This window comes from Brevibacterium marinum, assembly GCF_011927955.1.
GTDB classification, from domain to species: Bacteria; Actinomycetota; Actinomycetes; order Actinomycetales; family Brevibacteriaceae; genus Brevibacterium; species Brevibacterium marinum.
Map to the genome: position 1 here is coordinate 2,193,294 of NZ_JAATJN010000001.1, position 24,265 is coordinate 2,217,558.

Here is a 24,265-nt window from a genome sequence, read left to right on the forward strand (position 1 = left end):
CTGCGCGGGCCGTGTGCGAGCGGGCGGCATGAGCCGCCTCGCCTGCACACTGCTCGGGCAGGACCCGGTCTGCTCTTGTCGCACACCGCAATCCCGCTCGGCCCGATCCGGCCGAGACATACAGATAGAGTCACCGACGAATACATACGGTCACCGCCGCACACACTCGGTTCCAGCTCATGAAGAAGGAAGACACAATGGCAGATGCAACTCGGCCGCGTAAGATCGCCGACCAGATCAAGGTCATCGTCGCCGGCACGATCGAACGCAGACTCAAAGACCCCCGTCTCGGATTCGTCACGGTCACCGATGTGCGTGTGACCGGAGACCTGCAGCACGCCTCGATCTTCTACACCGTGTTCGGTGACGATCAGGACCTGGAAGCCACGGGCAAGGCGCTGGAGTCGGCGAAGGGCTTCATCCGCTCCGAGGTGGGCAAGGGGCTGACGATCCGTCTCACACCGAGCCTCGAATTCATCGCGGACTCCGTCCCGGAGGCCGCTGCCCATCTGGACGGACTCCTGGCCGAAGCCGCAGCCAACGATGCCAGGATCGCTGACCTGGCCAGGGACGCCGAGCCTGCCGGGGACGAAGATCCCTATAAGACCCGCGACGACGACTGACGACAGACAGTCGACGCGACGACGACCGACGAGACGCAGTCGACGTATCGACACTGCCGACACGCGGGCGACAAACGGCCCTGCCGGTGCGAACGCGATCTCAATCACCTTTGCGAAAAAACTTCACGTAACAGTTTTGTTATCTTTGTGATCTGGTCTAGACTTTTTCCGGTAACGAAATGATTACGACTCTGTTAAGGGATTTCTGCATTGGGTAAGCACTCTTCGCCAAAGCCTGGCTTCGCTAAGCAGCTGGTACGGGACCTGACCCCTGCCAGCAAACGCTCTGCGGGTCGGCACTCCGCTGATGCGCCGTCGACGGCCACCTCCGTGCTGGCCACCGTCAGGCAGCGTCCCGTCGTTGCCGCGATCGCCGTTCCCGCCGCGGCCACCGCCGCCGTCGTCGGCTCGACCGTCGCCATGGGACCCCCCGATACCGGCAATGTCACGACCGAGGCCGCTGACACGTCACAGCAGGAAGAGCAGACGAGCCCCTCTGCAGTCAGCCAGGACCAGATCGAAGCCCAGCGTGAGAAGGCCGGCGAAGAGTACCTCGAGGACGTCAAGGACGATCCCAAGTACAAGAACAAGACTTCGAAGACGACGCTCGACGTCAAGTCCCCCAAGCCGTCGCCGACGAGGGAGAAGGCCGAGGCGGAGTCCGGCACCGCGAAGGCCTCGGACGAGAAGTCATCCGAAGGCGGAGACACCCCAGAGGGCATCTCGAACGAGCCCTGCTCGGTCTCGTCCTCCATCGAATCCGGGCTGCAGCCCAACGCCGTCAACGGTTACCGCGCGGTCTGCGCGAAGTTCCCCGAGGTCAAGACCTACGGTGGCGTTCGGCCAGGGTCGGGCAGCTCAGACCACTACACCGGTGCCGCCGTCGACATCATGATCACCGGGTCCACCGGCGACCGTATCGCCGAGTACCTGATCCAGAACCAGAGCGCGCTCAACGTCAAGTACATCATCTGGGAGCAGCGCATCTGGCAGCCGGGCAGCGGCTGGAGCAGCATGGAAGACCGAGGCTCACCGACGGACAACCACTTCGACCACGTGCACGCGTCGTTCAACTGATCGCATCGGCCACGTGAGTGATACCTCGCCGCAGGGCGTCCTCGTCTGCGACAAGCCCCAGGGCCTGACTTCCCACGGCGTCGTCTCCCGGATTCGACGCTGGTACGGCACCCGCAAGGTCGGGCATGCCGGGACCCTCGATCCCATGGCCACGGGCGTGCTCGTTCTCGGCCTGGGCCGCGGGACCAAACTGCTGGGCTACCTCACCGGCGTCTCCAAGACGTATCGGGCGACCATCCGACTCGGCGCGGCCACGCCCACCGACGACGCCGACTCCGAACCGGATCTCTTCGCCGACCCCTCGGCCCTTGCCGCCGTCACCGACGCCGCGATCGCCGAGGGGGTCTCCGCACTCACGGGCTCCATCGACCAGGTGCCCAGCGCGGTCTCCGCGATCAAGGTCGACGGCCAGCGCTCCTATGCCCGTGTCCGCGCGGGCGAGGACGTCTCTCTCAAGGCCCGCCGGGTCGAAGTCTCGACCTTCGCCATTCGCGAGACCCGCTATAGGGCTGCGGAGGGCCACGTCGACGTCGACGTCGAGGTCGACTGCTCCTCGGGCACCTACGTGCGTGCCCTGGCACGCGATCTCGGGGACAGCCTCGGCGTCCATGGTCATCTCACCGCTCTGCGGCGCACCCGCGTCGGCGCATTCGACATCGACGAGGCGGTGACGATCCCTGAGGACCTCGACATCGATCCGCCCCGGCTGAGAACCCTCGCCGAGGTGGCACGGACGCTGCTGCCGAACATGAGCGTCGATGCCGCCGAGGCCCAAGCCCTCATGCAGGGAAAGACCATCACCACCGACCGCGCTCCGTCTGCGGACGACGAGATCGCGGTGACCTGCGGTGAGGACCTCGTCTCCATCGCCGAGGTGCGTCCCGGGGGAGGGCTGAAGTCTCTGACCGCCTTCGCCATCGACCTCGCCTGATCCAACAACTCATTCGCTTGTATTTGATAAATACAACTTGAACACTTGTCTGCTCCGGCGGTGTTTGGTGTACTTGGGACATGTACGTCATGACCATCGATCAGCGTGGCTCGAGAGACCGTGCGGATGAGGTGCCCGAGGCGCTCGACATGCTCCAGCGGGTCGAGACGGCACGCGGCTTCACACGCACCATCGGCGACGAGGTCCAGGGTGTCCTCGACTCGCCCGAGCAGGTGAGCCTGGCCGTGCGTCTGCTGGCCGGTCGGACGGGGTGGCACATCGGCATCGGGATCGGACCGGTCGACGTCCCGCTGCCGGACTCCACGGCCGAAGGCAGGGGAGAGGCCTTCTACGCCGCGAGGCGGGCGGTCGAAGCGGCGAAGGGTGCACCCGCCCATCTCGTCGTCGACGCGGCGGCCGCACAGGCCCATCTCGCCGAGAGCGCTCTGCGCCTGATGGTCTGGACGATCGAGAACATCCATCCCCGATCCAGACGCTACATCGAGCATCGGCTCGATCATCCCGACTCCACCCAGGCGGACATCGCCGCGGAGTTCGACGTCTCCCAGCAGGCTGTATCGCGTGTCCTCTCACCGGGCGGGGTGGAACTCATCGCAGGCGCCCTCACGCTGTCCGCCTTCCATCTCTCGCAAAGCAGGTGACCATGTGGTTTGATGTGCTCATCGCGGTCCTCACGGCGATCGTGGCCGCGGCCGGCGGGTATCCGCTGGTCCCGCTGTTCCTGAGGATGACCCACGTCGGGCCGGGCTCGAAGCCCAGCCGCACCGGAAGCGAAGACATCGAGGTGCTGCGGGGCGGAATGTGGATCGGCATCGTCGAGCGTGCCCTCGTGGCCGGAGCCATCGTGCTGGGACGCCCCGAGCTCATGGCCGTCGTCGTCGCCGTGAAGGGACTCGGCCGTTTCGCGGAGATCAAATCCTCGGCGGCCGCGGGTGAACGATTCATCATCGGAACGTTCGTCTCGATCACGATCGCTTCGCTGATGGGCATCCTCGGCTGGGCCGTCATCACCTGATGCGCGCCCGGGTTAGCGCCTCGGAACATCTCTGAGATAACCTGATTCGGTGCACGGAAGGAGCGAACATCGAGTGGAGCTGTATCACGGACTGAATGAGGTCGGGGCCGATGGTGTCGACACCGTTGTGACCCTGGGCAACTTCGACGGTGTCCACCGCGGACACCAAACCGTCCTCCAGGCAGTCGCCGCCCTGGCCAGGCAACGTTCCCTGCGCTCCGTGGCCATGACCTTCGACCCGCACCCGCGCACCGTCCACCGCCCGGATGAGCCCACCCTGATGATCACGAGCACCGATCAGAAGGCGGCGCTGTTGGCAGAGACCGGCATCGACGCCCTGTTCGTCCAGCACTACGATCTCGACTTCGCGAACCAGACGGCAGAGGAGTTCGTCCGCAGGTACTTCGTCGATGCCCTGCACTGTCAGACCGTCGTCGTCGGCGACGATGTGCGGTTCGGCAAGGACAACGAAGGCACCATCGACACCTTGCGCAGCCTCGGCGAGAAATACGGATTCAGCACCGAGACGATCGAAGAGGTCGGGCGCGGCGGACGCTATTCCTCCTCACGCATCCGCGATCAGATCATCGCCGGTGATGTCGCCGAGGCGGCCGATCAGCTGGGGCGCTACCACCGGGTCGAAGGGACGGTCGTCCACGGCGATGCCCGCGGCCGCGATCTCGGATTCCCGACCGCGAATCTCGCCGAGGACGGCCAGGGCCTCGTTCCCGCCGACGGCGTCTACGCCGGATGGGCGACGTTCTCCGACGACGACCAGGCCTACCCCGCGGCGATCTCTGTGGGCACCAACCCCACGTTCAAAGGCGATATTCGGCGGGTCGAGGCTCATGTGCTCGACAAGGAGTTCGGCGAGTTCGACGTCTACGGCAGACACATGGACCTCGACTTCGTAGCTCGGATCCGCGGACAGGTGGCTTTCACAGGGATGGATGAGCTCGTCGTCAAGATGCATGAGGACACTGCCGATGTGCGCGAGGTCCTCCACACCTGATAAGCTGAACGCTGCCGTTTTCACCGGCCGCGGTTCCATAGTGCTGAGACTGACCTGTCCTGGCGCCGCGCAATGATCGCAAAGGAGACACCCATGGCTCTCAGTTCCGCTGAAAAGCAAGAGGTCATCAAGGAATATGCAACTCACGAGGGCGACACCGGTTCTCCCGAGGTTCAGGTCGCGCTGCTCACCCGCCGGATCACCGAGCTCACCGAGCACTTCAAGGATCACAAGCAGGACCACCACTCGCGTCGCGGCCTGCTGCTCCTCGTCGGCCAGCGCCGCAGGATGCTCAAGTACCTGCAGCGCGTGGAGATCGAGCGTTACCGTTCGCTCATCAAGCGCCTGGGTCTGCGTCGCTGAGACCGACACGGCTCCACTGAGCGCGAGCCGGGCGAGCCGACAGCGGCTCTGCCGATGAGCGCCCCAGGCGACGAGAAGCGTCCCGCATCATGCGGGGCGCTTCTTCGCGTTTCCGCGCATGCTCCGCGCGGGTATGCTTCGCACGGGCACGCTTCGCGATTCCAGGCATGCTCCGCGACCGAGAGCCCGAGACGGGCCGGCATCTGCCGCGTCGAACGGGTGGCGTGCGTCTCGACCGCTCGTTGCGGCAACTGCGGTAGACTTCGAAGTGGACAATCATGCCATGGACGTTTCGGTCCTCGGTAGTGGCCTCCGGAGGAACGCGCACAATCCCGCCGGTTCCGTGGGCCCCGATCGATGACCGGCTTGGATCCATGGGATGTCCAAGCCAATATCCGCCGGATCGACGCGGGCTCTGCGCCTTCGCTCTTCGAAGGTGCCCGCCCTCGTGTCGGCAACGAACAAGGAGAATACGTGGGACTCAACCCTGAATCCGCCGTAGCGCACATCGACAATGGCAGCTTCGGCTCACACACCGTCCGTTTCGAAACAGGACGGCTCGCACAACAGGCCGCCGGCTCGGCCGTGGCCTACCTCGACGACGAAACCATGCTCTTCTCGGCCACCTCGGCCGGCAAGAACCCCCGTGAGGGCTTCGACTTCTTCCCCCTGACCGTCGACGTCGAAGAGCGCATGTACGCCGCCGGCCGCATCCCCGGATCGTTCTTCCGCCGGGAAGGACGCCCGTCGACCGACGCCGTCCTCACCTGCCGACTCATCGACCGTCCCCTGCGCCCATCCTTCGTCAAGGGGCTGCGCAACGAGGTCCAGGTCGTCGTCACGGTGATGTCCATCCACCCCGACCACATCTACGACGCCCTGGCCATCAACGCGGCCTCGATGTCGACCCAGCTCTCCGGACTGCCCTTCTCCGGCCCCATCGGCGGTGTGCGGATCGCACTCATCGACGGACAGTGGGTCGCGTTCCCGAACCATTCGCAGCTCGATGACGCCGTGTTCAACATGGTCGTGGCCGGACGTGTCGTCGGTGACGACGTCGCCATCATGATGGTCGAGGCCGAAGCCACGGACAACGCCGTGGACCGGATCAAGACCGGCGCGCCCGCACCGACCGAAGAAGTCGTGGCCGAGGGACTCGAAGCGGCCAAGCCCTTCATCAGCGAACTCTGCCGTGCTCAGCAGGAGCTGGCCGACAGCGCCGCCAAGCCGACCGTCGAATTCCCGGTCTTCCACGACTACGAAGAAGACGTCTACGAAGCTGTGCGAGAGCTCGCCGAAGCCAAGCAGACCGAGAACTTCCAGATCGCGGACAAGCAGGAACGCGAAGCCGCAGGAGAAGTCCTCCTCTCGGAGCTCTTCGACAAGCTCGGCGAGCGATTCGAAGGCCGCGAGAAGGAGATCGCCGGAGCGCTGAACGCCCTGACCAAACAGGTCGTGCGCAAGCGCATCCTCACCGACCAGATCCGCATCGACGGACGGGGACTCAAGGACATCCGTCCGCTGACCGCCGAGACCAACGTGATTCCACGGGCACACGGCTCGGCGATCTTCGAGCGCGGAGAGACGCAGATCCTCGGTGTGACCACGCTGAACATGCTCAAGCTCGAACAGCACATCGACTCGCTGTCGCCCGTGACCTCGAAGCGCTACATGCACCACTACAACTTCCCGCCCTACTCGGTCGGTGAGACCGGTCGTGTGGGCAGCCCGAAGCGCCGCGAGATCGGTCACGGCGCCCTGGCGGAGCGTGCGCTCGTGCCGGTTCTGCCCAAGCGCGAGGACTTCCCCTACGCCATCCGCGAGGTCTCGGAGGCACTCGGATCCAACGGGTCGACCTCGATGGGCTCGGTCTGCGCCTCGACGCTGGCCATGCTCTCGGCCGGTGTGCCGCTGCAGGCTCCGGTCGCCGGCATCGCCATGGGCCTCGTCTCCGACGTCATCTCCACCGACACCGGCGACCAGACCGCATACGCGGCACTGACCGACATCCTCGGTGCCGAAGACGCCTTCGGCGACATGGACTTCAAGGTCGCCGGCACGCGCGACTTCATCACGGCGATCCAGCTCGACACCAAGCTCGACGGGCTGCCCGCCTCGGTGCTCGGTGCCGCACTCAAGCAGGCTCGCGAAGCCCGCATGGTCATCCTCGACGTCATCGCCGAGGCCATCGACGCGCCGGCAGAGATGGCTCCGACCGCTCCGCGCATCATCTCCGTGAACATCCCCGTGGACAAGATCGGTGAGATCATCGGGCCCAAGGGCAAGATGATCAACCAGATGCAGGAAGACACCGGCGCCGACATCAGCGTCGAAGACGACGGAACCGTGCTCATCGGCGCCGCCGACGGACCGGCTGCAGAGGCCGCCCGCTCGATGATCAACGCGATCGCCAACCCGCAGGTGCCCGAGGTCGGCGAACGCTACCTCGGAACCGTCGTGAAGACGATGAGCTTCGGCGCATTCGTCTCCTTGACACCGGGCAAGGACGGATTGCTGCACATCTCCGAGCTGCGCAAGCTCAACGATGGCAAACGCGTCGAGGACGTCGAAGACGTCGTCGGAGTCGGACAGAAGGTCCAGGTCGAGATCACGAAGATCGACGACCGGGGCAAGCTCTCGCTCTCACCCGTCGGCGATGAGGACGAAGAAGAGGGATCAGACAACTGATACTCAAGGATTCCCACACCGGGGAGGACGCACCGATTGATCGGTCCGTCCTCCCCGGTGGTCTGACGGTGACCACCGAACACATGCCCGGACTGGCATCGGAGACCATCGGCATCTGGGTCGCGGCCGGATCGCGCGACGAATCGAGAGAGACCGCCGGCTCGACCCATTTCCTCGAGCACATGCTGTTCAAGGGAACGGCGACGAAGGACGCGAGGACGATCGCCGCGGCCTTCGACAAGACCGGGGGAGACTCCAACGCCATCACGGCCAAGGAGCTCACCTGCTACTACTCGAGGTGCCTGGTCACCGACCTGGCCGACATCACCTCGCTGCTCGTCGACATGGTCTCGAACTCGAATCTGGACGCCGAGGAGTTCGCACGCGAGCGCGGAGTCATCATCGAAGAGCTGGCGATGTCCGCCGACGACCCCGGTGACGTCCTGTTCGACGACTTCGACGAGCTCATCTTCGGAGACCACCCACTGGCACGGCCGGTCGGCGCGACCAAGGACCAGATCCGCATGCTCGACCACAACACGCTGCTCGAGCACTATTCGTCCACCTATGTCCCACCGCGTCTGGTCATCGCCGCCGCAGGCGGTGCCACCCACGACGAGGTCGTGACAATGGTCGAAGAAGCTCTGAACGAGGCGAACTCGGGTTCCGGGCCCCGCTCGTGGGCCGAGTCGACCGGCGCCGATGCATCCGCAGGAGGGGCCGACGCCGACGGGCGGGGAGCGCGAGAGACTCCCACGTTCCACTCGGGCCGCTCCCACACCTATAAGGACAACGAACAGCTGGGGATCCTCCTCGGCTGTGAGGGCCTCGAGGAAGGGCACGAGGATCGCTTCATCTACTCGGTGCTGCTGACGATGCTCGGCGGCGGCATGTCCTCCCGCCTGTTCCAGAGCGTGCGCGAAGACCGCGGCCTCGCCTACGCCGTCAGCTGCATGGCGAGCCAGTTCACCGATTTCGGAACGTTCGGCATCTATGCCGGATGTGCGCCGGAGAACGGCCAGTCCGTGGTCGATCTGGCGCTGGCCGAATGGGACCGTCTCGCACAGGAGGAGCCGAGCCGGGCCGAGTTGGATGCGATCGTGTCCCAGCTGTCGGGGTCGATGGTCCTCGGGCTCGAGTCCTCGGCCGCGCGCATGAATCGACTGGCCCGATCGGAGATCTTCGGGGTGCCCCTCGAATCTCCGCTCGATCTCATCGAACGCGTCCGTTCGGTCACCTCCGCGCAGGTGTCCGCGATGGCCGGCCAGCTCATGGAACGCCCGAAGTCCCTGTCCCTCGTCGGGCCGACGACCGACATCGCGCTGCCCTGAGTCCTCCGCACCGCCGCACCGAGGGCTTTGGGCCCGCTCGGAGTGTGGTCGGCCTGCTCGGAGTGTGGTCGACTTGCTCGCAGCGTGGCCGCCCTGCTCGCAATGCGGGCGCTTAGAATGGCTGTACAGCAGATTCCCTGCTGTACAGCCATTTGAGTCTGTGGGGGAGAGGGACTGAATGCCCAGGAAGAGTGCATCGGATCGCCGGGAGGAGATCCTGGCCGCGACCGTCGAGGAGATCGAGAGCACGGGCCTGCGCACCCTCCGAGTCGCCGATGTCGCCGACCGGCTGGGCCTGAGTCCGAGCCTGGTCATCTACCACTTCGTGACGAAGGAAGCGCTCGTCGCTGCGGCCTTCGCGCATGCCGGGGAGAACGACCTCTATCGCGCGCGTCGCCTCGCCACCGGTCGCAGGCCGGCGACGGAAAGGCTGAGCGACGTCGTCCGGTGGTACATGCCGACCGGGTCGACGCGAAGCTGGAAAATCTGGATCGACGGCTGGTCGGCCGGGCTCTTCGACGCCGAGGTGAGGTCGACGTTCGCCGCGCTCGACCGCGACTGGAAGACGATCCTCTCGGGACTCATCGTCGAAGGCCTCGAAGCCGGAGAGTTCCGGTGCGCTGGCACTGCGGAGGTTACATCCGCAGGGGTGGCGGAGGCCACATCCACGGAGGCGGCCGAGGCCTGTGCGACGCGGATTCTCGCCTACCTCGATGGGTTGGCGGTCCAGCTCATCTTCAACCCCGAATCCGTCTCCCCGGCGGCCCTGTCTCGATGGGTCGAGGCCTTCGTCGCCCGGGAGCTCGAATGAATGTCGCGGGCGCCTCGGCGCGCTCCGTAATGCCTCATGTCAATATGCCCGCGAAAAGTTTCCGATGCCTCACATAGATTTGCCCGCGAAACTTACCCCGTCTTGACTCGCACACCCTTGCGCACATCCGGCAACGCTGACGGGAACGACGCTAGATAGAGCTGCTCAGTCTTCTTGCTCGATAGCACCAGCAACCGGTCCTGGACCCGAGCGATCTCAGCAGCGATCTTCGCCGGATTGAGACCATCGCGATACGCCGTCATCTCCTCGACCTGTTTTGGCGAGAGCACGCCGGCCTCGAGGAGCCTGTCGAACGGTGTTCGCGGAGCATCATAGATCCGTTTACGCCGCCCATTCTTCGTCGACCCATACCCAGTCGGTTTGACCGTGGGCATCAGATAATTCACCCGATCATTGACCAGATGCCATAACCGGTTCAATGCTCGTCGCTCCAGATCAGTGTCGTAGCGATAGTAAAATCCGTACCGGCGCACGACGTGATTGTTCTTCGACTCGATGGTGGCCTGATCGTTCTTCTTATACGGCCTGGACCTGGTGAAGTAGATACCCTTCGATCCGGCCCACTCGATGACGTATTGGTTGAGGAACTCCGACCCGTTATCGAAGTCCAGACCAGTAATCTCAAACGGAATCTCACGAGCCGCAGTCTTCAATCCGGCCAGAATGTTCGTATGCGCGTTGTTACGCACCGTGCGCGAGAACGTCCACCCGGTATGGAAATCGGTGAGGTTGAGCGTGCGTGCGAATTCCCCAGACTCGACAGGACCACAGTGGGCGACGGTATCGCCTTCGAAGAAGCCGGGTTCGTCTTCGACCTCGTCACCGGCCCGCCGAATCGTGATCGCCGAGCGTAGCAAAGAACCCGGCTTCGTTGTTGAGATCCCATTGATCGCGTCCCTGGCTCGCATAGGTTTGAGGTACCGGTCGATCGTGGCCGGACTCATCGCCAATAGCTCCTTGCGCACGTGCTTGTCGTAGCGGTCCTGGCCGGTGGTGAGCTCGTTGTGGGCTTCGAGGAGGTCAAGGAGGATGCGCATCGTGGCGTGAAGGTATTTGCCGCACTGGCCGCCCGAGATCGCCCACACGCGCTGGAGAACCTTGACCGCGTCGTAGGAGTATTTCCTCGCACGCGGCTTCCGAGGCTGTTTGGCGACCTGCCGGCCGGGCCCTGGCGGATGTTTAGCTGCCTGAGTCAGACGCCGTCGAGCGTTGTCGCGGGTCCACCCCGTGACTGCCACGACTTCGTCGAGCACGGCGCCCTTGTTCTTCTTCGAAGCCTTCTTGTATTGCCTGGCGTATTTCGTGGTGATCTCTGTACGAGTCGCCATCGACAGTTCACTCCCCATAGCTTCCGAGGATCCACCATTTCGCGGGCAAAAGTATATGAGGCACCGAGGGTGGCATCCGGGCTGTTTATCTGAGTCTTGTCGCGCTCTTGACGCATGTTGCGCGGGACGCCAGACTGGGAGCAGACTTGTACTGAACAGCGGTTCAGTTAAATCCTTGGGAGCGACATGTTCATGGACATCACCTGGCAGGATCCGGGCACCGGAGCACACGGATTCGTCGTCATCGACACTCTCGTTCGAGGGGCCGCCTCCGGAGGGCTGCGGATGCGTGAGGGATGCACCCTGGAGGAGGTGCGGGGCCTGGCGCAGGCGATGACCCGCAAGGAGGCGATCCACTTCCGACCGGGTCGAGCCTACGTCCCGATCGGAGGTGCGAAGGGAGGCATCGACTTCGACCCACGGGACCCGAGGGCCAAGCACGTCCTCGAACGATTCCTCATCGCCGTGAATCCGATCATGCGCAGCTATTGGGCACTCGGTGAGGACCTCGGAGTCCGCCAGAGCGACATCGACGACATCGTCTCCTCCCGCGGGCTCGGCAGTGCACTGGCGGCGATCGAGAAGCTGCTCACTGATCCGAGTGCGGCCGCCGAGCGGACCGCCGCGGCATTCGGCACCGTCGTCGACGGCCTGTCCCAGGACGAACTCGTCGGCGGACTCGGCGTGGCCACCTCGGCGATCACTACACTTGCGGCCCAGGGGTCGGATCCGGCAACCGCTTCCGCAGTGATCCAGGGATTCGGATCGATGGGTGGGGCGAGCGCCCGGTTCCTCGCCGAGGCGGGGGTGCGGATCGTCGGCATCGCCGACGCCGACGGGTTCGTGACCAACCCGGCCGGCCTCGACGTCGAGACCCTGTTGGCGACCCGCGATCCCTTCGGCGGCATCGACCGCTCGGCCCTGCGTCCCGGCGACAGCGACGGTGATCGCGAGGGCTGGCTGAGTGCCGACTGCGATGTGCTCGTGCCCGCCGCGGTCAGCTACGCGATCACGGCCGAGAACTGTGATGCCGTCAATGCCGGGCTCATCGTCGAAGCCGCGAACATGCCCGTGCTGCCCGCGGCCGAGTCTCGGCTGCGAGACCGCGGGGTGACGGTGGTGCCCGACTTCCTCGCGAACTCCGGCACGAACGCTTGGTGGTGGTGGGTGACGTTCGGCGACGTCGACGGCGGCTGGGAGGACACCCGCCGGCTGGTGACCACGACTCTGCGTGAGCTCACGGAAGACGTGCTGAGAGAGGCCGATCGGCGACATATCTCCGTCAGGCAGGCTGCTCAGGCACGGGTCGATGCCAATCTCGAACGGCTGCGGGCGCCGGCCGGCCCCGAAGCCGGGGCCGCTGCTGAGGTGGCCGACACGATGGTCGGACCCTAGAATCATGGATCGGTTCTTCGACCCCTCCAGCGTGGCCATCCTCGGGGCGTCGAACGACCCCGCGAAATGGGGATTCTGGCTCTCCGCCGGTGCCCTCAGAGGTGCCGAGAGGCGCCGGGTGCACCTCATCAACTCACGAGTGGCCTCGATTCAGGCCCAACCCACCTACGCGAGCCTCGGCGATCTGCCGGAGGTTCCGGAGCTGCTGGTGGTCTCGATCCCCGGCAGCGGGGTCCACTCGGTCGTCACGGAAGCGCTGGATGCCGGGGTCGGGGCCTTCCTCATCGTCTCGGCCCGGGTCCCCGACGCCGCCGATCTTGCCGCCCGCATCGTCTCCGCCGGTGCCCGCCTCATCGGCCCGTCATCGCTGGGCATCGTCGATTCGGGCAACGATCTGCTTCTGGCCTGGGGCAACTTCACCCCCGGGTCCCTGGCCGTCGTGACGCAGAGCGGCCAGTTGGGAACGGAGATCGCGACCCTGTCCGCGCGCAGCGGGCTGGGCATCTCCCGCTTCGCCTCCATCGGGGGACAGTCCGACGTTCGGGCCGCAGAGGTCCTCAACACCCTCGTCGACGACGTCGACACCACCCAGGTGGTCATCTACCTCGAGTCCTTCACCGGCGGAAGCGCACTCGTTACCGCCATGCAGGGACTGCGTGCGGCCGGAAAGCCCACGATGATACTGACTACGGGCCAATCGGACGCCGGTGCCAGGCTCGCCCGCTCACACACCGGCTCGCTCACCTCGGCGAGGGACACCGTCGATGCGGCCTGTCGCGCCGCCGGCGCCATCCGACTGGATACGCCGGTCGAAGCCGTCGAACTCGCCGGATACTTCGCCACATCCTGGCTGCCCGCAGGCAGGAGACTCGCCATCATCTCGGACTCCGGCGGGCAGGGAGCCATCGCCGCGGACCGGGCCGAGAGCCACGGGCTGAGCGTCGACGTCCTTTCCACACCCACCCGCCTGCGCGTCGAAGAGCACCTGCCACAGGCCGGGCACATCGACAATCCGATCGATCTCGACGGGGCGGGGGAAGCGGATCTGTCGGTCCACTCCTCACTTGTCGACGCCCTCCTGCGCGACGACACGATCGACGCCGTCGTCCTCAGCGGCTACTTCGGCTGCTACGGCGAGGACGTCGCTGCTCTTCTGGACGCGGAGCTGGCCGAGGTCGATCGGCTGGGCGAGGTCGTGCGAACTCACCGCAAACCCCTCATCGTCCACTCGATGAGTGCCGACTCCCAGGCCGTCGCGGCGCTGTGGCAGAACTCGATACCCGTCTACACCTCGATCGAATCGGCCATGCGAGTCATCGCGCGCGCCGGCTTCTACGCCGCGCATTCGGGCCGCATCACCGAGGCCCTGGAGCAGTCGGGGCCGGTCACCCCATGGGGGACCGGCTATGGCGCTGCCCGGAACACGCTCACGGCGGCCGGGGTCCCGATGCCGCGAGCCATGACCCTGAATCGCGGAACCGAACTCGCCGAGGCGCTGGCACAGTCCGGACTGACCCCGCCGTTCGTGCTCAAGGCCGGGTGGCCCGCGCACAAGACCGAACTCGGGGCCATCGCCCTCGGATTGGGCGATGCCGCAGCGCTCGAGCACGCCCATGGGGAGATGATCGGCCGACTCGGCGAGGGCGAGTACATCGTCGAAGAGATGGACACCCGCGACGAGGTCGTCGAGATCCTCGTCGGCGGGCGACGGGACGAGAAATTCGGGCCGATCGTGATGGTCGGTGCGGGCGGGACCGAGACCGAACTCTACGGAGACACGTGGCTGGAACTGGCACCGGTCTCGCACGCGGAAGCCCTCGATATGATCTCCCGACTCACCTGCTACCGGCTCCTCACCGGGTGGCGGGGCAGGACGGCGGCGGACCTCGACGAGCTGGCCGAGATCATCGTCTCCGTCTCCCGCCTCATCGCGGGGCACAATGAGATCCAGGAGATCGAGATCAACCCGGTCCGGGTCACCCCCGCCGGAGCACTCGCGGTCGACGCGCTCGTCGTGACCGACCGCGGCAGTGACGAGACCGACAGCGATGACGAGAACGACTGCAGTCACGACAGCGGCGGCCGCGGTGATGCCGCGACCGAGACCGACGACCGCGGTGACGACGAGAAGGAGCCACAATGACAGAGGAACGGGCCGAGATCACCGGTGGCGCACACCTGGCCCGTGCGCTGAGAGCCGAGGGAATCACACGGGTCTTCGGGATCCCAGGGACGCACAACCTCGAGATCTTCGCACAGCTGGCGGCCGAGGACATCGAGATCATCACGCCTCGACACGAACAGGGCGCCGGGTTCATGGCAGACGGCGCCGCCCGCGCCTCCGGCGAAGTGCAGGTCGTCGTCACCACGACGGGGCCGGCTGTGCTCAACGCCCTGACCGCGCTGCTTCAGTCCTTCACCGACTCGGTCCCCGTCCTGCTCATCGGCCCCGGCATGCCCCTGACCCACCCCGGGCGGGGCAATGGGCTCCTCCATGAGGTGCGCAATCAGAGCCAGGCGATCGAAGCGATCCTCGGCGACAGCCACCGGGTGACGAGTCCCGGCGAGGTGTCGCTGGCACTCGGGCAGGCCCTGTCGACGATGCGGACCGGTCGCGCCCGCCCCGCCTACATCGAGATTCCGCTCGACCTCATCGAGACGGAGGGACCAGGATGGCTGCACCCGGCGGTGACCCGAGGTGTCCCGGCACCCGAACCCTCGGCCATCAGATCCGCCGCAGAGGCGCTGGCGGGCTCCCAGCGCCCCCTCCTCATCGTCGGTGCAGGGGCCCGCAGTGCCGGACCGGAGATCGAAGAGCTCTCCGAGGCGCTCGGAGCCGGGGTGATCCTGTCCTCGAATGCCAAGGGCACGATCGACGACGGGTTCGAGAACTGCCTCGGCGCCATCGGAGTCCTCGAGGAGCTGCCCGACCTGCTCGGCGCCGCCGACGCAGTCGTGGCCATCGGCACGGAACTCGCGCCCAGCGATTTCTGGCCCGAACCCTTGCCGCTGCCGCACACGGTCGTGCGCATCGACCTCGACGAGATCCAGATGCTGCGCAACGCCCGCGTCACCCACCCGATCCCGGCCCACGCCAAGGACTCGACGACCGCCCTGACACACCGACTGCAGCAGACCAGATCGCCCAGCCTCTCACAGTCGGCACTCGAGTGGCTGCGCAGTCGGCAGGAGACGATCGCTGCGGCAGCCGCGAACGACGGTACACCCTGGGCAATTCTCAGCGGAGCACTCAACGACTACACCGCCTCGGCGGAATCGACTGTCATCGTTGCCGCGGATTCCACGATGTGCTGCTACTACGGAGTCCAGACCGGATGGAACGCCCGCCGAGGCGACCGCTTCCTCTACCCTGCGGGAGCCGGAACACTGGGCTACGGTCTGCCGGCCGGGATCGGGGCGAAACTCGCCGTCCCCGAGTCCACGGTCGTGGCGATCGAGGGCGACGGCGGTGCGATGTTCACGATCACCGAACTCGCCGCCGCGGTGCAGGCGCGGGTGTCGCTGACCCTCATCATCGTCGACAACGGCGGCTACGGCGAGATCCGGAACGAGATGGCCGATCGCGGTGACACTCCTGCGGGTGTGGCACTGCTGGGACCCGACTTCCCCGCCTTGGCGAGATCGATGGGCGCTCGCGGCCACCACATCGATACGCGCGCTCAGCTGCTGTCGGCGCTGAGGGACGCGGAGGACTTCGCCGGACCGAGCCTCATCCACATGACCGAGGACTCACGAGCCGCGACCGACATGCTGGGCCGGTCCCGGGACAACGACGAATCCCGGCAGCACGACCGACCCCGAGACGCCCACGACCGGCCCCGGAAGAACGAGGAGAGCGATCTGACATGAGCTACACACCCTGGCCGCTGACCGATGAGCAGAACGACATCATCGAACTGTGTCGGACCTTCGCGAAAGACAGGATTCGTCCGGCAGCGCGAGCCGTCGACGAAGCCGATACCCAGTCGCCGGTCGAACTGTTCCGTGAGGCGGCACGCGTGGGCATCACCGACTTCATGATCCCCGAAGAGTACGGGGGTGGCGGATTCACCGACGTCTTCACCCAATGCCTCGTTCAGGAGCAGCTGTGCTTCGGAGACCCCGGCATCGGCAATCTCCTGTGTTCCAACGGGTTCTTCGCCGATCCGATCCTCGCGCTGGGAACCACGGACCAGAAGGAGATGTGGCTGAGTCCGCTGACCGGGCCCGACCCGAACCTCACCGCGCTGGCAACGACCGAACCGGGTTCCGGATCCGACTCGGCCTCGATCACCACTCGGGCGACAGCCGTCGACGGAGGGTACGTCCTCAACGGGCAGAAGGCCTGGATCTCGAACGCGGGGCTGGCCGACAGCTACGTCGTCTTCGCGAAGACGGATCCCTCGCAGCGCTCCCGCGGGGTCAGCGCCTTCCTCCTGCCCCGCGAGACCTCGGGCATGGATTTCGGGGCACCGATGAAGAAGATGGGCCAGCGCGCGATCGTGTGTCGCGAGATCTTCTTCGACGATGCATTCGTGCCCACGGACAACCGCCTCGGCGAGGAGGGACAGGGCTTCTACGGGCTTATGCGCACCTTCGACATCTCCCGTGTGGTCCTCGGCGCTGCGGCACTGGGCACGGCCAGGGCCGCCTACGAATACGCCCGCGACTATGCACGGGATCGCACACAGTTCGGCTCACCGGTCATCGATCACCAGGCCGTGGGCTTCCGCCTGGCGGACATGGCGTCGCGGATCGACGCTGCTTGGCTGCAGGTCCTCAACGCGGCGCGGATGATCGATGCGGGCGGTGACGTGCCACGGGAGACGGTCACCGCCTCGGCGGCGATGGCGAAGCTGGGCGCCTCCGAGACGGCGATGTTCTGCACCTGGGCTGGAGTCCAGACCTTGGGAGGTTGGGGGTACTCCCGCGAACACCCGGTCGAGCAGTGGATGCGCGATGCCAAACTCGAGGAGATCGAGGAGGGCACCTCGGACATCATGCGGCTGCTCATCTCACGCAACCTGCCGTGAGGCGGGCGATCCGTCGTGGGAAGGCGAAATCTGCCGTGAGACGGCGCAATCGGTTGTGGGACGGCACAATCGGTTGTGAGGCGGCGCATTCGTCTCTGAAGTGGCGCGACATTTTCCGAGATCACTTCTCGTCATCTGGAATAGGGCGTGCCGTAGCCCTGTTGTCCCTAGTGAGACCCTGATATAGGGTCGAAAACAAGCCGCCGACTCTGGCGGACATCAATTCTCATCAGGAGGAATCTCATGGCTGAGCAGTACACACTTCCGGAACTGCCCTACGACTACTCCGCTCTCGAGCCGCACATCTCGGCTCGCATCATGGAGCTGCATCACGACAAGCACCACGCAACCTACGTCAAGGGTGCGAACACCGCCGTTGAACAGCTGGCCGAAGCCCGCGAGTCCGGCAACCTCGCCAACGTGCCGAAGCTGACCCGCGACCTCGCGTTCAACCTCGGCGGACACGTCAACCACTCGATCTTCTGGAACAACATGTCCCCGGACGGCGGCGACAAGCCCGTCGGCGAACTCGCAGCGGCCATCGACGACCAGTTCGGCTCCTTCGACAAGTTCCGTGAGCACTTCACCACGGCAGCCACCACGATTCAGGGATCCGGCTGGGCCGTGCTCGTCTACGATCAGCTCGGTGGAAACCTCTTCATCGAGCAGCTCAAGGACCAGCAGTCGGACATCCAGCTCGGCGGAACCCCGGTTCTTCAGCTCGACATGTGGGAGCACGCCTTCTACCTCGACTACCAGAACGTCAAGCCTGACTACGTCAAGGCATGGTGGAACATCGTCAACTGGGCGGATGCAGGCGCACGCTTCGACCGTGCCGTCGCTCAGACCAAGGGCCTCCTGCTCGGCTGATCGGTTGAACTGATCGCAGCTGTTGCAGCTGCATAACCCCTTCAAGGCGGCCCGGGAACCTCGCGGACGGTTCCCGGGCCGCCTCGTGTGTCCACAACTCCGATCACACGACCACCCTCCCGTGAGCGCCAGCGAAATCCCAGCATCCTTCTGGGCGCTCAGCAACCCGTCGACAGGTTGCTGAGCGCCCAGAAGGTTGCCGGAATCGGCGAGGTGGGTGAGGGCATCGACGCTGTTGGCCACATCACCGGATGACGACCGCAGGGTGCCGAGTCGTTAGACTGGCCTGCGGAGATCGTCGAGCAAGGAGTTACGAACTTATGAATGCGATTCGAGTAGCCGTCATCGGAGCACAGGGCCGTATGGGTGCCCAAGCCGTCGACGCCATCACAGAGGCCGAAGGCCTCGAACTCGTCGCGACCCTGGGCAGCAGCGACTCGCTGGAGGGCGTGCTCGACAAGGACATCGACGTCGCGGTCGAACTCACCGTCCCCGCAGCCACCGAGGCGAATGTGCGCTTCCTCGTCGAGCACGAGATCGACACCGTCGTGGGCACGACCGGCTGGGACGCGCAGAAGCTGTCCGGGCTCGAAGACCTGCTGAAGGACCACTCGGACACGGCTGTGCTCATCGCTCCCAACTTCTCGATCGGCGCGGTCCTGGCGATGCGCTTCGCGGAGCTGGCCGCACCGTACTTCGACTCCGCCGAGGTGGTCGAAATCCATCACCCCCGCAAGCTCGACGCCCCGTCAGGAACCGCCAACCACACCGCCCAGCGGATCGCCGCTGCCCGGAAGGACGCAGGGCTGCCTGACGTTCCCGACGCGACGGAGATGGATCCCGACGGCGCCCGGGGTGCCGTCGTCGATGGCATCCACGTGCACGCGATCCGCCAGCAGGGCATGACCGCCTCGGAGGAGATCCACTTCGGCTCGAGCGGTGAAGCGCTGACGATCCGGACCGACTCGCTGTCCACCTCGGCGTTCATGCCGGGAATCGTCACAGCCGTGCGGTCGATCTCTGAGTACACCGGCCTGGTGCACGGCCTCGAGAACATGCTCGACCTCTGATGTCGAAGGCCAAGATCGGGGCGATCATCGTCTCCGTCCTGCTCGTCTTCTACTTCGTTCTGATGGGACAGCGGGCGTGGATTCTGGTCAGAGAACCCGATCTGGTTCCCCGGATCATGGGCATCGCCCTTTTCGTCCTGCCCATCATCGGTGCCTGGACCCTGGTGGTGGAGCTGATGTTCGGTGCCCGGTCGGAGAAGCTGGCACGCATCCTCGCATCCGAGGGCGGGCTGCCCGTCGACGACCTGCCGCGCACCCCGGGCGGACGGATCATTCGCGAATCCGCAGATGAGGCCTTCGGTCAGTACCAGTCGGAGGCCGAGGCAGCTCCCGAGGATTGGCGGTCATGGTTCCGACTGTCCTGTGCCTACGACGCATGCGGAGATCGCAAGCGCGCCAGGTCGACGATGCGCCACGCGATCAGTCTGTTTCGGGCGGGCGCGAAACAGACTACCTGACGGAGCCCGGCACCGGCCCGGAGCCCGGCGCCGGCCCTGAGTCCGGCACCGGCCCGGGGCCCTGCGCCTGCCCGGGGCCCGGTGACGCCGAGCGGATGATCGCGGCGATTGCCCCTTCGAGCGGCCCGTGCGTCCCGATCGTCAGCTTCCACACCAGCGCGAAGCCGATGAAGATGATGGCATGCAGGCAGAACTCGACGGTCCGGGGGCCCAACATCTCACCGCCGAGCATCGGATTGGCCAGAATCCAGGGCCGAGTGATCTCGAGCAGGACGACGTGGGCCGAGTACACGCTCAGCGGCATCGACCCGGCGGCTGTCAGCGGTGCCAACGCCCAGGCGCGGCGACCCAGCAGCACGGCCAGCGACTGACAGACCGCAATCGTCAGCAGCGCGGTACCGGCGGTTGAGGTCATGTCGAACGGCGTTCCCGAGTGCGGCCCGGCGATCGCCAGCCACCACCAGGACGTCGGCGGCGTCACCCCGTAGCTGCCGGTGAACAGCGCTGCGTTGAGATCGGTTCCGTACAGTTCGGACACCCGAACCAGAGCAGTCCCGCCGCCGGCGACGTTGATCAGCAGCCAGGAGACTCCCTTGCCCACGAGAAGCAGCCCGAACCCGAGGGCGAAGAGGGAGATGAGGTGTCTGCCGATGTCGATCTTGGCGACGGCCATCCCCAACAGGATGTAGGACAGCCACTGCAGAATCGGATAGTAGCCGGTCAGCACAAGGTCCTGGAGCATGCTCAGCGGAGTCGTCAGCTCGAACCACGACATTGCATGGTACATGGACTCGAGCCCGAACTCGCTGCGAATGAGCATCGAGAGCACCGGGCTGAGTAGCATCCATCCCAAGGCGATGGGGAAGAGGATCCTCGCACGCAGCCGCAGAAACAGCATCGCAATCGCGAACATGACTCCATAGTTGACGAGGATGACTGCGAGCAGCGTCGACACCGACCCCAAACACAGACCGATGACGATGATCGAACCCGCACGGATGAGCACACTGGGCACAGCATCGAGCAGTCTTCCGGACTCGGCCATCCGTGACCGGGTCGAGAGCACCAGCGAGCAGCCCGCGAGGACTGCGAACAGGGCCGAGGCGCGCCCCGCGAACACCGCCGCCCAGGTCGGGAAGCCCGCGAGGTCCGAGAGTTCGAAGATGTGCGTGACCATCATCGCGAACAGGGCGATCCCGCGTGCGGCATCGAGCCCGAGGAGACGACCGGCGGGGCTCAGACGTTCCAGGAATGTCCGACCGGTAGCCGTCGCCGAGGCAGGGGAGCGGTGAGTGCTCATGCATCGATTCTCACATGGTCGGGTCCAGTGCCGATTCACTGTCCGGGTGCGGGGGCTTCTCTGCCCGGGGGCCGGGCACTTCCCCTGTTATAAATATCGTGATATGAATAATGGATCAGCTCGTACCCGCATGGATCAAGGATGATCATGTCTTCACTGTTCCCGCACCTCTTCGACCCCATCACGCTGGGCCGGCGGACCATCCGCAACCGCATCGTGTCCTCGGGCCACGACACCGTGCTCGACGATCACGGGATGATCGGCGACGACCTCGTGGCCTACCATGAAGCACGCGCCGAAGGCGGCTGCGGACTCATCGTCCTCCAAGTCTCCGGCGTCCACGAGACCGCCCGCTACACCAACCACGTGCTCATGGCCACCGACGATTCCTCGGTGCCCGGCTACCGGGCCGTCGCCGATGCGGTCCATCGTCACGGGGCCACCATCTTCGCTCAGCTCTTCCACCCCGGCCGTGAGGTCATGGACGGCGAGCGTGGTATGGCCCCGCGCGCAGTCGCGCCCAGCGATGAAGCGCAGGAGCGGTTCAAGGTCGTCCCCGAGGCGCTGAGCACGACCGCGATCAAGGAGATCATCGCCGGGTATGCGAGCGCCGCCAAACGGATCACCGACAGCGGCATCGATGGGGTCGAGATCGTCGCCAGCCACGGTTATCTGCCCATCCAGTTCTTCAGCCCACGGGTGAATACCCGCACCGACGAATACGGCGGGAGTCCGGTCAACCGCCGTCGCTTCCTCGCCGAGGTGGTCGCCGGGGTCCGCGAAGCAGTGGGGCCCGACGTGGTGGTGGGTCTGAGGATCTCGGGGGAGGAGAAGACCGAGGACGGGCTGGTCGCCACCGAGGTCCTCGAGCTCATCGAGTATCTCGACGGAATGAAGACAGGCTCCGGTACCGGAGGAGCAGACGGCGTGGACTGCCTCGACTACTTCTCGATCACCGCCGGAGACTCGTCGACCCTGCAGGGCGCGGCGCACATCGCGCCCTCGATGCAGATCGACCCGGCCTATGCGGCCAACCTGTCCGAACAGGTCAAGAAGATCACCGACCGCCCCGTGATGGTGGCGGGTCGGATCAACCAACCGCACGAGGCGGAGAAGGCCGTCGCCGAGGGGCGCACCGACATGGCGATCATGACGCGGGCGATGATCAGCGATCCCGCGATGGCAGGCAAGGCGCAGCGTGATGCCGTCGATGAGATCAGAGCCTGCATCGGCTGCAATCAGGCCTGCATCGGTCACTTCCAACAGGGTGTGCCCATCTCCTGCATCCAGTACCCCGAATCCGGCAGAGAACTGGCCTTCCTGCCCCGGCCGACGGTGAGGACCCGCCGACGCGTGCTCGTCATCGGGGGAGGCCCGGCCGGACTCAAGGCGGCAGCGGTGGCAGCCGAAGCCGGCGATGACGTCGTTCTGTGCGAGAGGGAGCCCCACCTCGGCGGGGCCGTGCTGCTGGCCCAGGAACTGCCCTACCGAGCCGAATTCGGGGGAGCGGCGACGAACCTCAGCGCCGAGGCGCAGCGCGCCGGCGTCGACATCCGCACCTCGACGCCGGTGACTCAGGCACTGGTCGACGGGCTGTCTGCCGATCACGTGATCGTGGCAAGCGGTGCGATCCAGCGCATGCCGGACATCGAGATCGCCGACGAAGCCCTTGTCATCGGCGCCCGCGACTATCTGAGCAGCCGAGCGACACTGCCGGCGGGGCGTGTGCTCGTCACCGACTGGAAAGGCGATTGGATCGGGCTCGGCGTCGCCCTGCGTCTGGCCGAGGCCCGGGTTCCGGTGACCCTGGCGACGGCGGCGAACTTCGCGGGAGCCGCGATCCAGCAGTACACGCGCACGCTGCTCGTGGCCCAGGCACTGCGAGCCGGAGTCGACTTCGTCAACGACGCCCGGCTGGTCGGTGTCGACGGCGAGACCGGATACCTGCAGTCGACGTTGTGCGAGATCGTCCACGAGGTCGATGGAGTCGCGGCGACAATCGTCTCCGGTGCGCCCAAGTCGGTCGTCCCCGATCTCGACTTCGGTGCCGCGATCGTGCGCGTGATCGGGGACGCTCTGGCGCCCCGGACGGTGGAGGAAGCGGTCTTCGAGGGGCTGCAGTCCGCGAGCAGTGTGGCGACAGCCTCGTGACCCCCCGTCCTCACTACTCCACGGAGGAGGTCACGGCCAGGCGCGGGGCCATCCTCGAATCGACGCTCGACCAGATCGCGCAGCGCGGTCCCGAATCCCTGCGGATGAAGGACGTCGCCGCGGCGGCAGGGGTCTCCGTAGGAACGCTGCAGTACTACTTCGGGTCACGGGAGGACCTGATCGTCCAGGCGTTCTCGGCCCACAGTCGCTCGGTCGTCGAGGCCATTGCGGGCCTGTCGCAGACACACGGATCGGCGTGGGAGAAACTGCGGTCCAGTCTGCACGCTGTGCCGACGATCGGAGACTACCGGAGACGCTCGCAGGTCTGGGTGGAACTCGTCGCAGTCTCGAGCCGCAACGATTTCCTGCGGGCCTCGGTCGACGAGGTCTTCGACGGTTGGAAGTCGCATTTCCGCGCCCTCCTCGACACCGGCATCCGCGATGGCAGCTTCCGGCCGGCGGCAGAAGCGGACCTCATCGTCGACAGTCTCATCGCAGCCATCGACGGCTTCGACATCGTGGCGGTCGCCGGTCGGGCTCCAGCCTCGTCCGACCGGATCGCGGAGTCTCTCGTACTCACGGCCGCGGCGCTGCTGGGCGTGAGCTCGGAACGCCCGCGTGCACGAGAATCGGCCAGGTGACCCGGTGCGTGACCAAGTCAGCTCCTATTCGTCAGCGGCTGCGGTCAGCGACCTCCACCCATGAAGACTCTGCGTGGCCAGAGATCTCACACAATCTCAATGGAACTCAGACAAGTTGTTCAAAGG

21 protein-coding genes are annotated in these 24,265 nt (G+C 65.7%); 19 read left to right on the top strand and 2 right to left on the bottom strand.

The features are described 5' to 3' along the window. Positions 1-197: 197 nt before the first annotated feature. The 10 genes from rbfA to BKA07_RS09725 all read left to right on the top strand — a co-directional run bounded on the left by rbfA (position 198) and on the right by BKA07_RS09725 (position 9,872). Positions 198-623, top strand: coding sequence for a 30S ribosome-binding factor RbfA (gene rbfA, locus BKA07_RS09680; protein WP_167950720.1), 426 nt, complete (start codon positions 198-200; stop codon positions 621-623). 210 nt (positions 624-833) lie between these two features. Then, positions 834-1,700 carry a VldE C-terminal domain-containing protein gene (locus tag BKA07_RS09685; protein WP_167950721.1) on the top strand — a complete coding sequence of 289 codons (867 nt, stop codon included), beginning with the start codon at positions 834-836 and terminating at the stop codon, positions 1,698-1,700. A gap of 13 nt (positions 1,701-1,713) precedes the next feature. Further along, entirely contained in the window at positions 1,714-2,631 is a 918-nt protein-coding gene (gene truB / locus BKA07_RS09690; RefSeq protein WP_167950722.1) for a tRNA pseudouridine(55) synthase TruB, read from the top strand. Positions 2,632-2,711: 80 nt separating this feature from the next. Continuing rightward, positions 2,712-3,293 carry a hypothetical protein gene (locus BKA07_RS09695; protein WP_167950723.1) on the top strand — a complete coding sequence of 194 codons (582 nt, stop codon included), beginning with the start codon at positions 2,712-2,714 and terminating at the stop codon, positions 3,291-3,293. A 2-nt stretch (positions 3,294-3,295) separates the two neighbouring features. After that, a complete protein-coding gene (locus BKA07_RS09700) occupies positions 3,296-3,667 on the top strand; it encodes a hypothetical protein (RefSeq protein WP_167950724.1) in 372 nt (123 codons plus the stop codon). A 73-nt stretch (positions 3,668-3,740) separates the two neighbouring features. Continuing rightward, positions 3,741-4,679: a bifunctional riboflavin kinase/FAD synthetase gene (locus BKA07_RS09705; protein ID WP_167950725.1), complete on the top strand. Its 939-nt coding sequence runs from the start codon at positions 3,741-3,743 to the stop codon at positions 4,677-4,679. Positions 4,680-4,772: 93 nt separating this feature from the next. Beyond that, positions 4,773-5,042, top strand: a complete 270-nt coding sequence (gene rpsO / locus BKA07_RS09710) for a 30S ribosomal protein S15 (protein WP_167950726.1) — start codon at positions 4,773-4,775, stop codon at positions 5,040-5,042. A 474-nt stretch (positions 5,043-5,516) separates the two neighbouring features. After that, a complete protein-coding gene (locus BKA07_RS09715) occupies positions 5,517-7,730 on the top strand; it encodes a polyribonucleotide nucleotidyltransferase (RefSeq protein ID WP_167950727.1) in 2,214 nt (737 codons plus the stop codon). 68 nt (positions 7,731-7,798) lie between these two features. After that, entirely contained in the window at positions 7,799-9,061 is a 1,263-nt protein-coding gene (locus BKA07_RS09720; protein WP_342449025.1) for a M16 family metallopeptidase, read from the top strand. A 178-nt stretch (positions 9,062-9,239) separates the two neighbouring features. After that, positions 9,240-9,872, top strand: a complete 633-nt coding sequence (locus tag BKA07_RS09725) for a TetR/AcrR family transcriptional regulator (RefSeq protein ID WP_167950728.1) — start codon at positions 9,240-9,242, stop codon at positions 9,870-9,872. A 92-nt stretch (positions 9,873-9,964) separates the two neighbouring features. Here BKA07_RS09725 and BKA07_RS09730 read toward each other — a convergent pair whose 3' ends face one another. After that, positions 9,965-11,221 carry an integrase catalytic domain-containing protein gene (locus tag BKA07_RS09730; protein ID WP_209043926.1) on the bottom strand — a complete coding sequence of 419 codons (1,257 nt, stop codon included), beginning with the start codon at positions 11,219-11,221 and terminating at the stop codon, positions 9,965-9,967. A 186-nt stretch (positions 11,222-11,407) separates the two neighbouring features. Here BKA07_RS09730 and BKA07_RS09735 point away from each other — a divergent pair, with 186 nt between their 5' ends. From BKA07_RS09735 to BKA07_RS09765, 7 genes are all read left to right on the top strand, one after another. Continuing rightward, the gene (locus BKA07_RS09735) at positions 11,408-12,616 is read left to right on the top strand and encodes a glutamate dehydrogenase (protein WP_167950729.1); all 1,209 of its coding nucleotides are present in this window, start codon (positions 11,408-11,410) and stop codon (positions 12,614-12,616) included. Positions 12,617-12,620: 4 nt separating this feature from the next. Then, positions 12,621-14,759 carry an acetate--CoA ligase family protein gene (locus BKA07_RS09740; protein ID WP_167950730.1) on the top strand — a complete coding sequence of 713 codons (2,139 nt, stop codon included), beginning with the start codon at positions 12,621-12,623 and terminating at the stop codon, positions 14,757-14,759. Next, positions 14,756-16,486 carry a thiamine pyrophosphate-binding protein gene (locus tag BKA07_RS09745; protein WP_167950731.1) on the top strand — a complete coding sequence of 577 codons (1,731 nt, stop codon included), beginning with the start codon at positions 14,756-14,758 and terminating at the stop codon, positions 16,484-16,486. Before BKA07_RS09740 ends, BKA07_RS09745 begins: the two co-directional genes overlap by 4 nt. After that, positions 16,483-17,649 carry an acyl-CoA dehydrogenase family protein gene (locus BKA07_RS09750; protein ID WP_167950732.1) on the top strand — a complete coding sequence of 389 codons (1,167 nt, stop codon included), beginning with the start codon at positions 16,483-16,485 and terminating at the stop codon, positions 17,647-17,649. Before BKA07_RS09745 ends, BKA07_RS09750 begins: the two co-directional genes overlap by 4 nt. A 243-nt stretch (positions 17,650-17,892) precedes the next feature. After that, complete coding sequence (locus BKA07_RS09755) at positions 17,893-18,519, top strand: superoxide dismutase (RefSeq protein ID WP_135539373.1); 627 nt, start codon at positions 17,893-17,895, stop codon at positions 18,517-18,519. Positions 18,520-18,839: 320 nt separating this feature from the next. Continuing rightward, complete coding sequence (dapB, locus tag BKA07_RS09760) at positions 18,840-19,589, top strand: 4-hydroxy-tetrahydrodipicolinate reductase (protein ID WP_167950733.1); 750 nt, start codon at positions 18,840-18,842, stop codon at positions 19,587-19,589. Beyond that, the gene (locus tag BKA07_RS09765; RefSeq protein WP_167950734.1) at positions 19,589-20,047 is read left to right on the top strand and encodes a hypothetical protein; all 459 of its coding nucleotides are present in this window, start codon (positions 19,589-19,591) and stop codon (positions 20,045-20,047) included. The genes dapB and BKA07_RS09765 overlap by 1 nt, the downstream gene beginning before the upstream one ends. Here BKA07_RS09765 and BKA07_RS09770 read toward each other — a convergent pair. Then, positions 20,040-21,347, bottom strand: coding sequence for a heparan-alpha-glucosaminide N-acetyltransferase domain-containing protein (locus tag BKA07_RS09770; protein ID WP_167950735.1), 1,308 nt, complete (start codon positions 21,345-21,347; stop codon positions 20,040-20,042). The genes BKA07_RS09765 and BKA07_RS09770 overlap by 8 nt on opposite strands. 147 nt (positions 21,348-21,494) lie before the next feature. Between BKA07_RS09770 and BKA07_RS09775 the strand changes: the two genes are divergently transcribed. Both BKA07_RS09775 and BKA07_RS19795 read left to right on the top strand, forming a co-directional pair. Next, complete coding sequence (locus BKA07_RS09775) at positions 21,495-23,498, top strand: oxidoreductase (protein ID WP_167950736.1); 2,004 nt, start codon at positions 21,495-21,497, stop codon at positions 23,496-23,498. After that, positions 23,495-24,139 carry a TetR family transcriptional regulator gene (locus tag BKA07_RS19795; RefSeq protein WP_167950737.1) on the top strand — a complete coding sequence of 215 codons (645 nt, stop codon included), beginning with the start codon at positions 23,495-23,497 and terminating at the stop codon, positions 24,137-24,139. The genes BKA07_RS09775 and BKA07_RS19795 overlap by 4 nt, the downstream gene beginning before the upstream one ends. The last annotated feature ends 126 nt before the right edge of the window (positions 24,140-24,265 follow it).

Excerpts from the sequence above, each read along its gene's own strand:
- rbfA (WP_167950720.1), top strand. The coding sequence starts at position 198 with ATGGCAGATGCAACTCGGCCGCGTAAGATCGCCGACCAGATCAAGGTC.
- BKA07_RS09695 (WP_167950723.1), top strand. The coding sequence starts at position 2,712 with ATGTACGTCATGACCATCGATCAGCGTGGCTCGAGAGACCGTGCGGAT.
- BKA07_RS09700 (WP_167950724.1), top strand. The coding sequence starts at position 3,296 with ATGTGGTTTGATGTGCTCATCGCGGTCCTCACGGCGATCGTGGCCGCG.
- rpsO (WP_167950726.1), top strand. The coding sequence starts at position 4,773 with ATGGCTCTCAGTTCCGCTGAAAAGCAAGAGGTCATCAAGGAATATGCA.
- BKA07_RS09725 (WP_167950728.1), top strand. The coding sequence starts at position 9,240 with ATGCCCAGGAAGAGTGCATCGGATCGCCGGGAGGAGATCCTGGCCGCG.
- BKA07_RS09730 (WP_209043926.1), bottom strand. The coding sequence starts at position 11,221 with ATGGCGACTCGTACAGAGATCACCACGAAATACGCCAGGCAATACAAG.
- BKA07_RS09735 (WP_167950729.1), top strand. The coding sequence starts at position 11,408 with ATGTTCATGGACATCACCTGGCAGGATCCGGGCACCGGAGCACACGGA.
- BKA07_RS09740 (WP_167950730.1), top strand. The coding sequence starts at position 12,621 with ATGGATCGGTTCTTCGACCCCTCCAGCGTGGCCATCCTCGGGGCGTCG.
- BKA07_RS09745 (WP_167950731.1), top strand. The coding sequence starts at position 14,756 with ATGACAGAGGAACGGGCCGAGATCACCGGTGGCGCACACCTGGCCCGT.
- BKA07_RS09750 (WP_167950732.1), top strand. The coding sequence starts at position 16,483 with ATGAGCTACACACCCTGGCCGCTGACCGATGAGCAGAACGACATCATC.
- BKA07_RS09755 (WP_135539373.1), top strand. The coding sequence starts at position 17,893 with ATGGCTGAGCAGTACACACTTCCGGAACTGCCCTACGACTACTCCGCT.
- dapB (WP_167950733.1), top strand. The coding sequence starts at position 18,840 with ATGAATGCGATTCGAGTAGCCGTCATCGGAGCACAGGGCCGTATGGGT.
- BKA07_RS09765 (WP_167950734.1), top strand. The coding sequence starts at position 19,589 with ATGTCGAAGGCCAAGATCGGGGCGATCATCGTCTCCGTCCTGCTCGTC.
- BKA07_RS09770 (WP_167950735.1), bottom strand. The coding sequence starts at position 21,347 with ATGAGCACTCACCGCTCCCCTGCCTCGGCGACGGCTACCGGTCGGACA.
- BKA07_RS09775 (WP_167950736.1), top strand. The coding sequence starts at position 21,495 with ATGTCTTCACTGTTCCCGCACCTCTTCGACCCCATCACGCTGGGCCGG.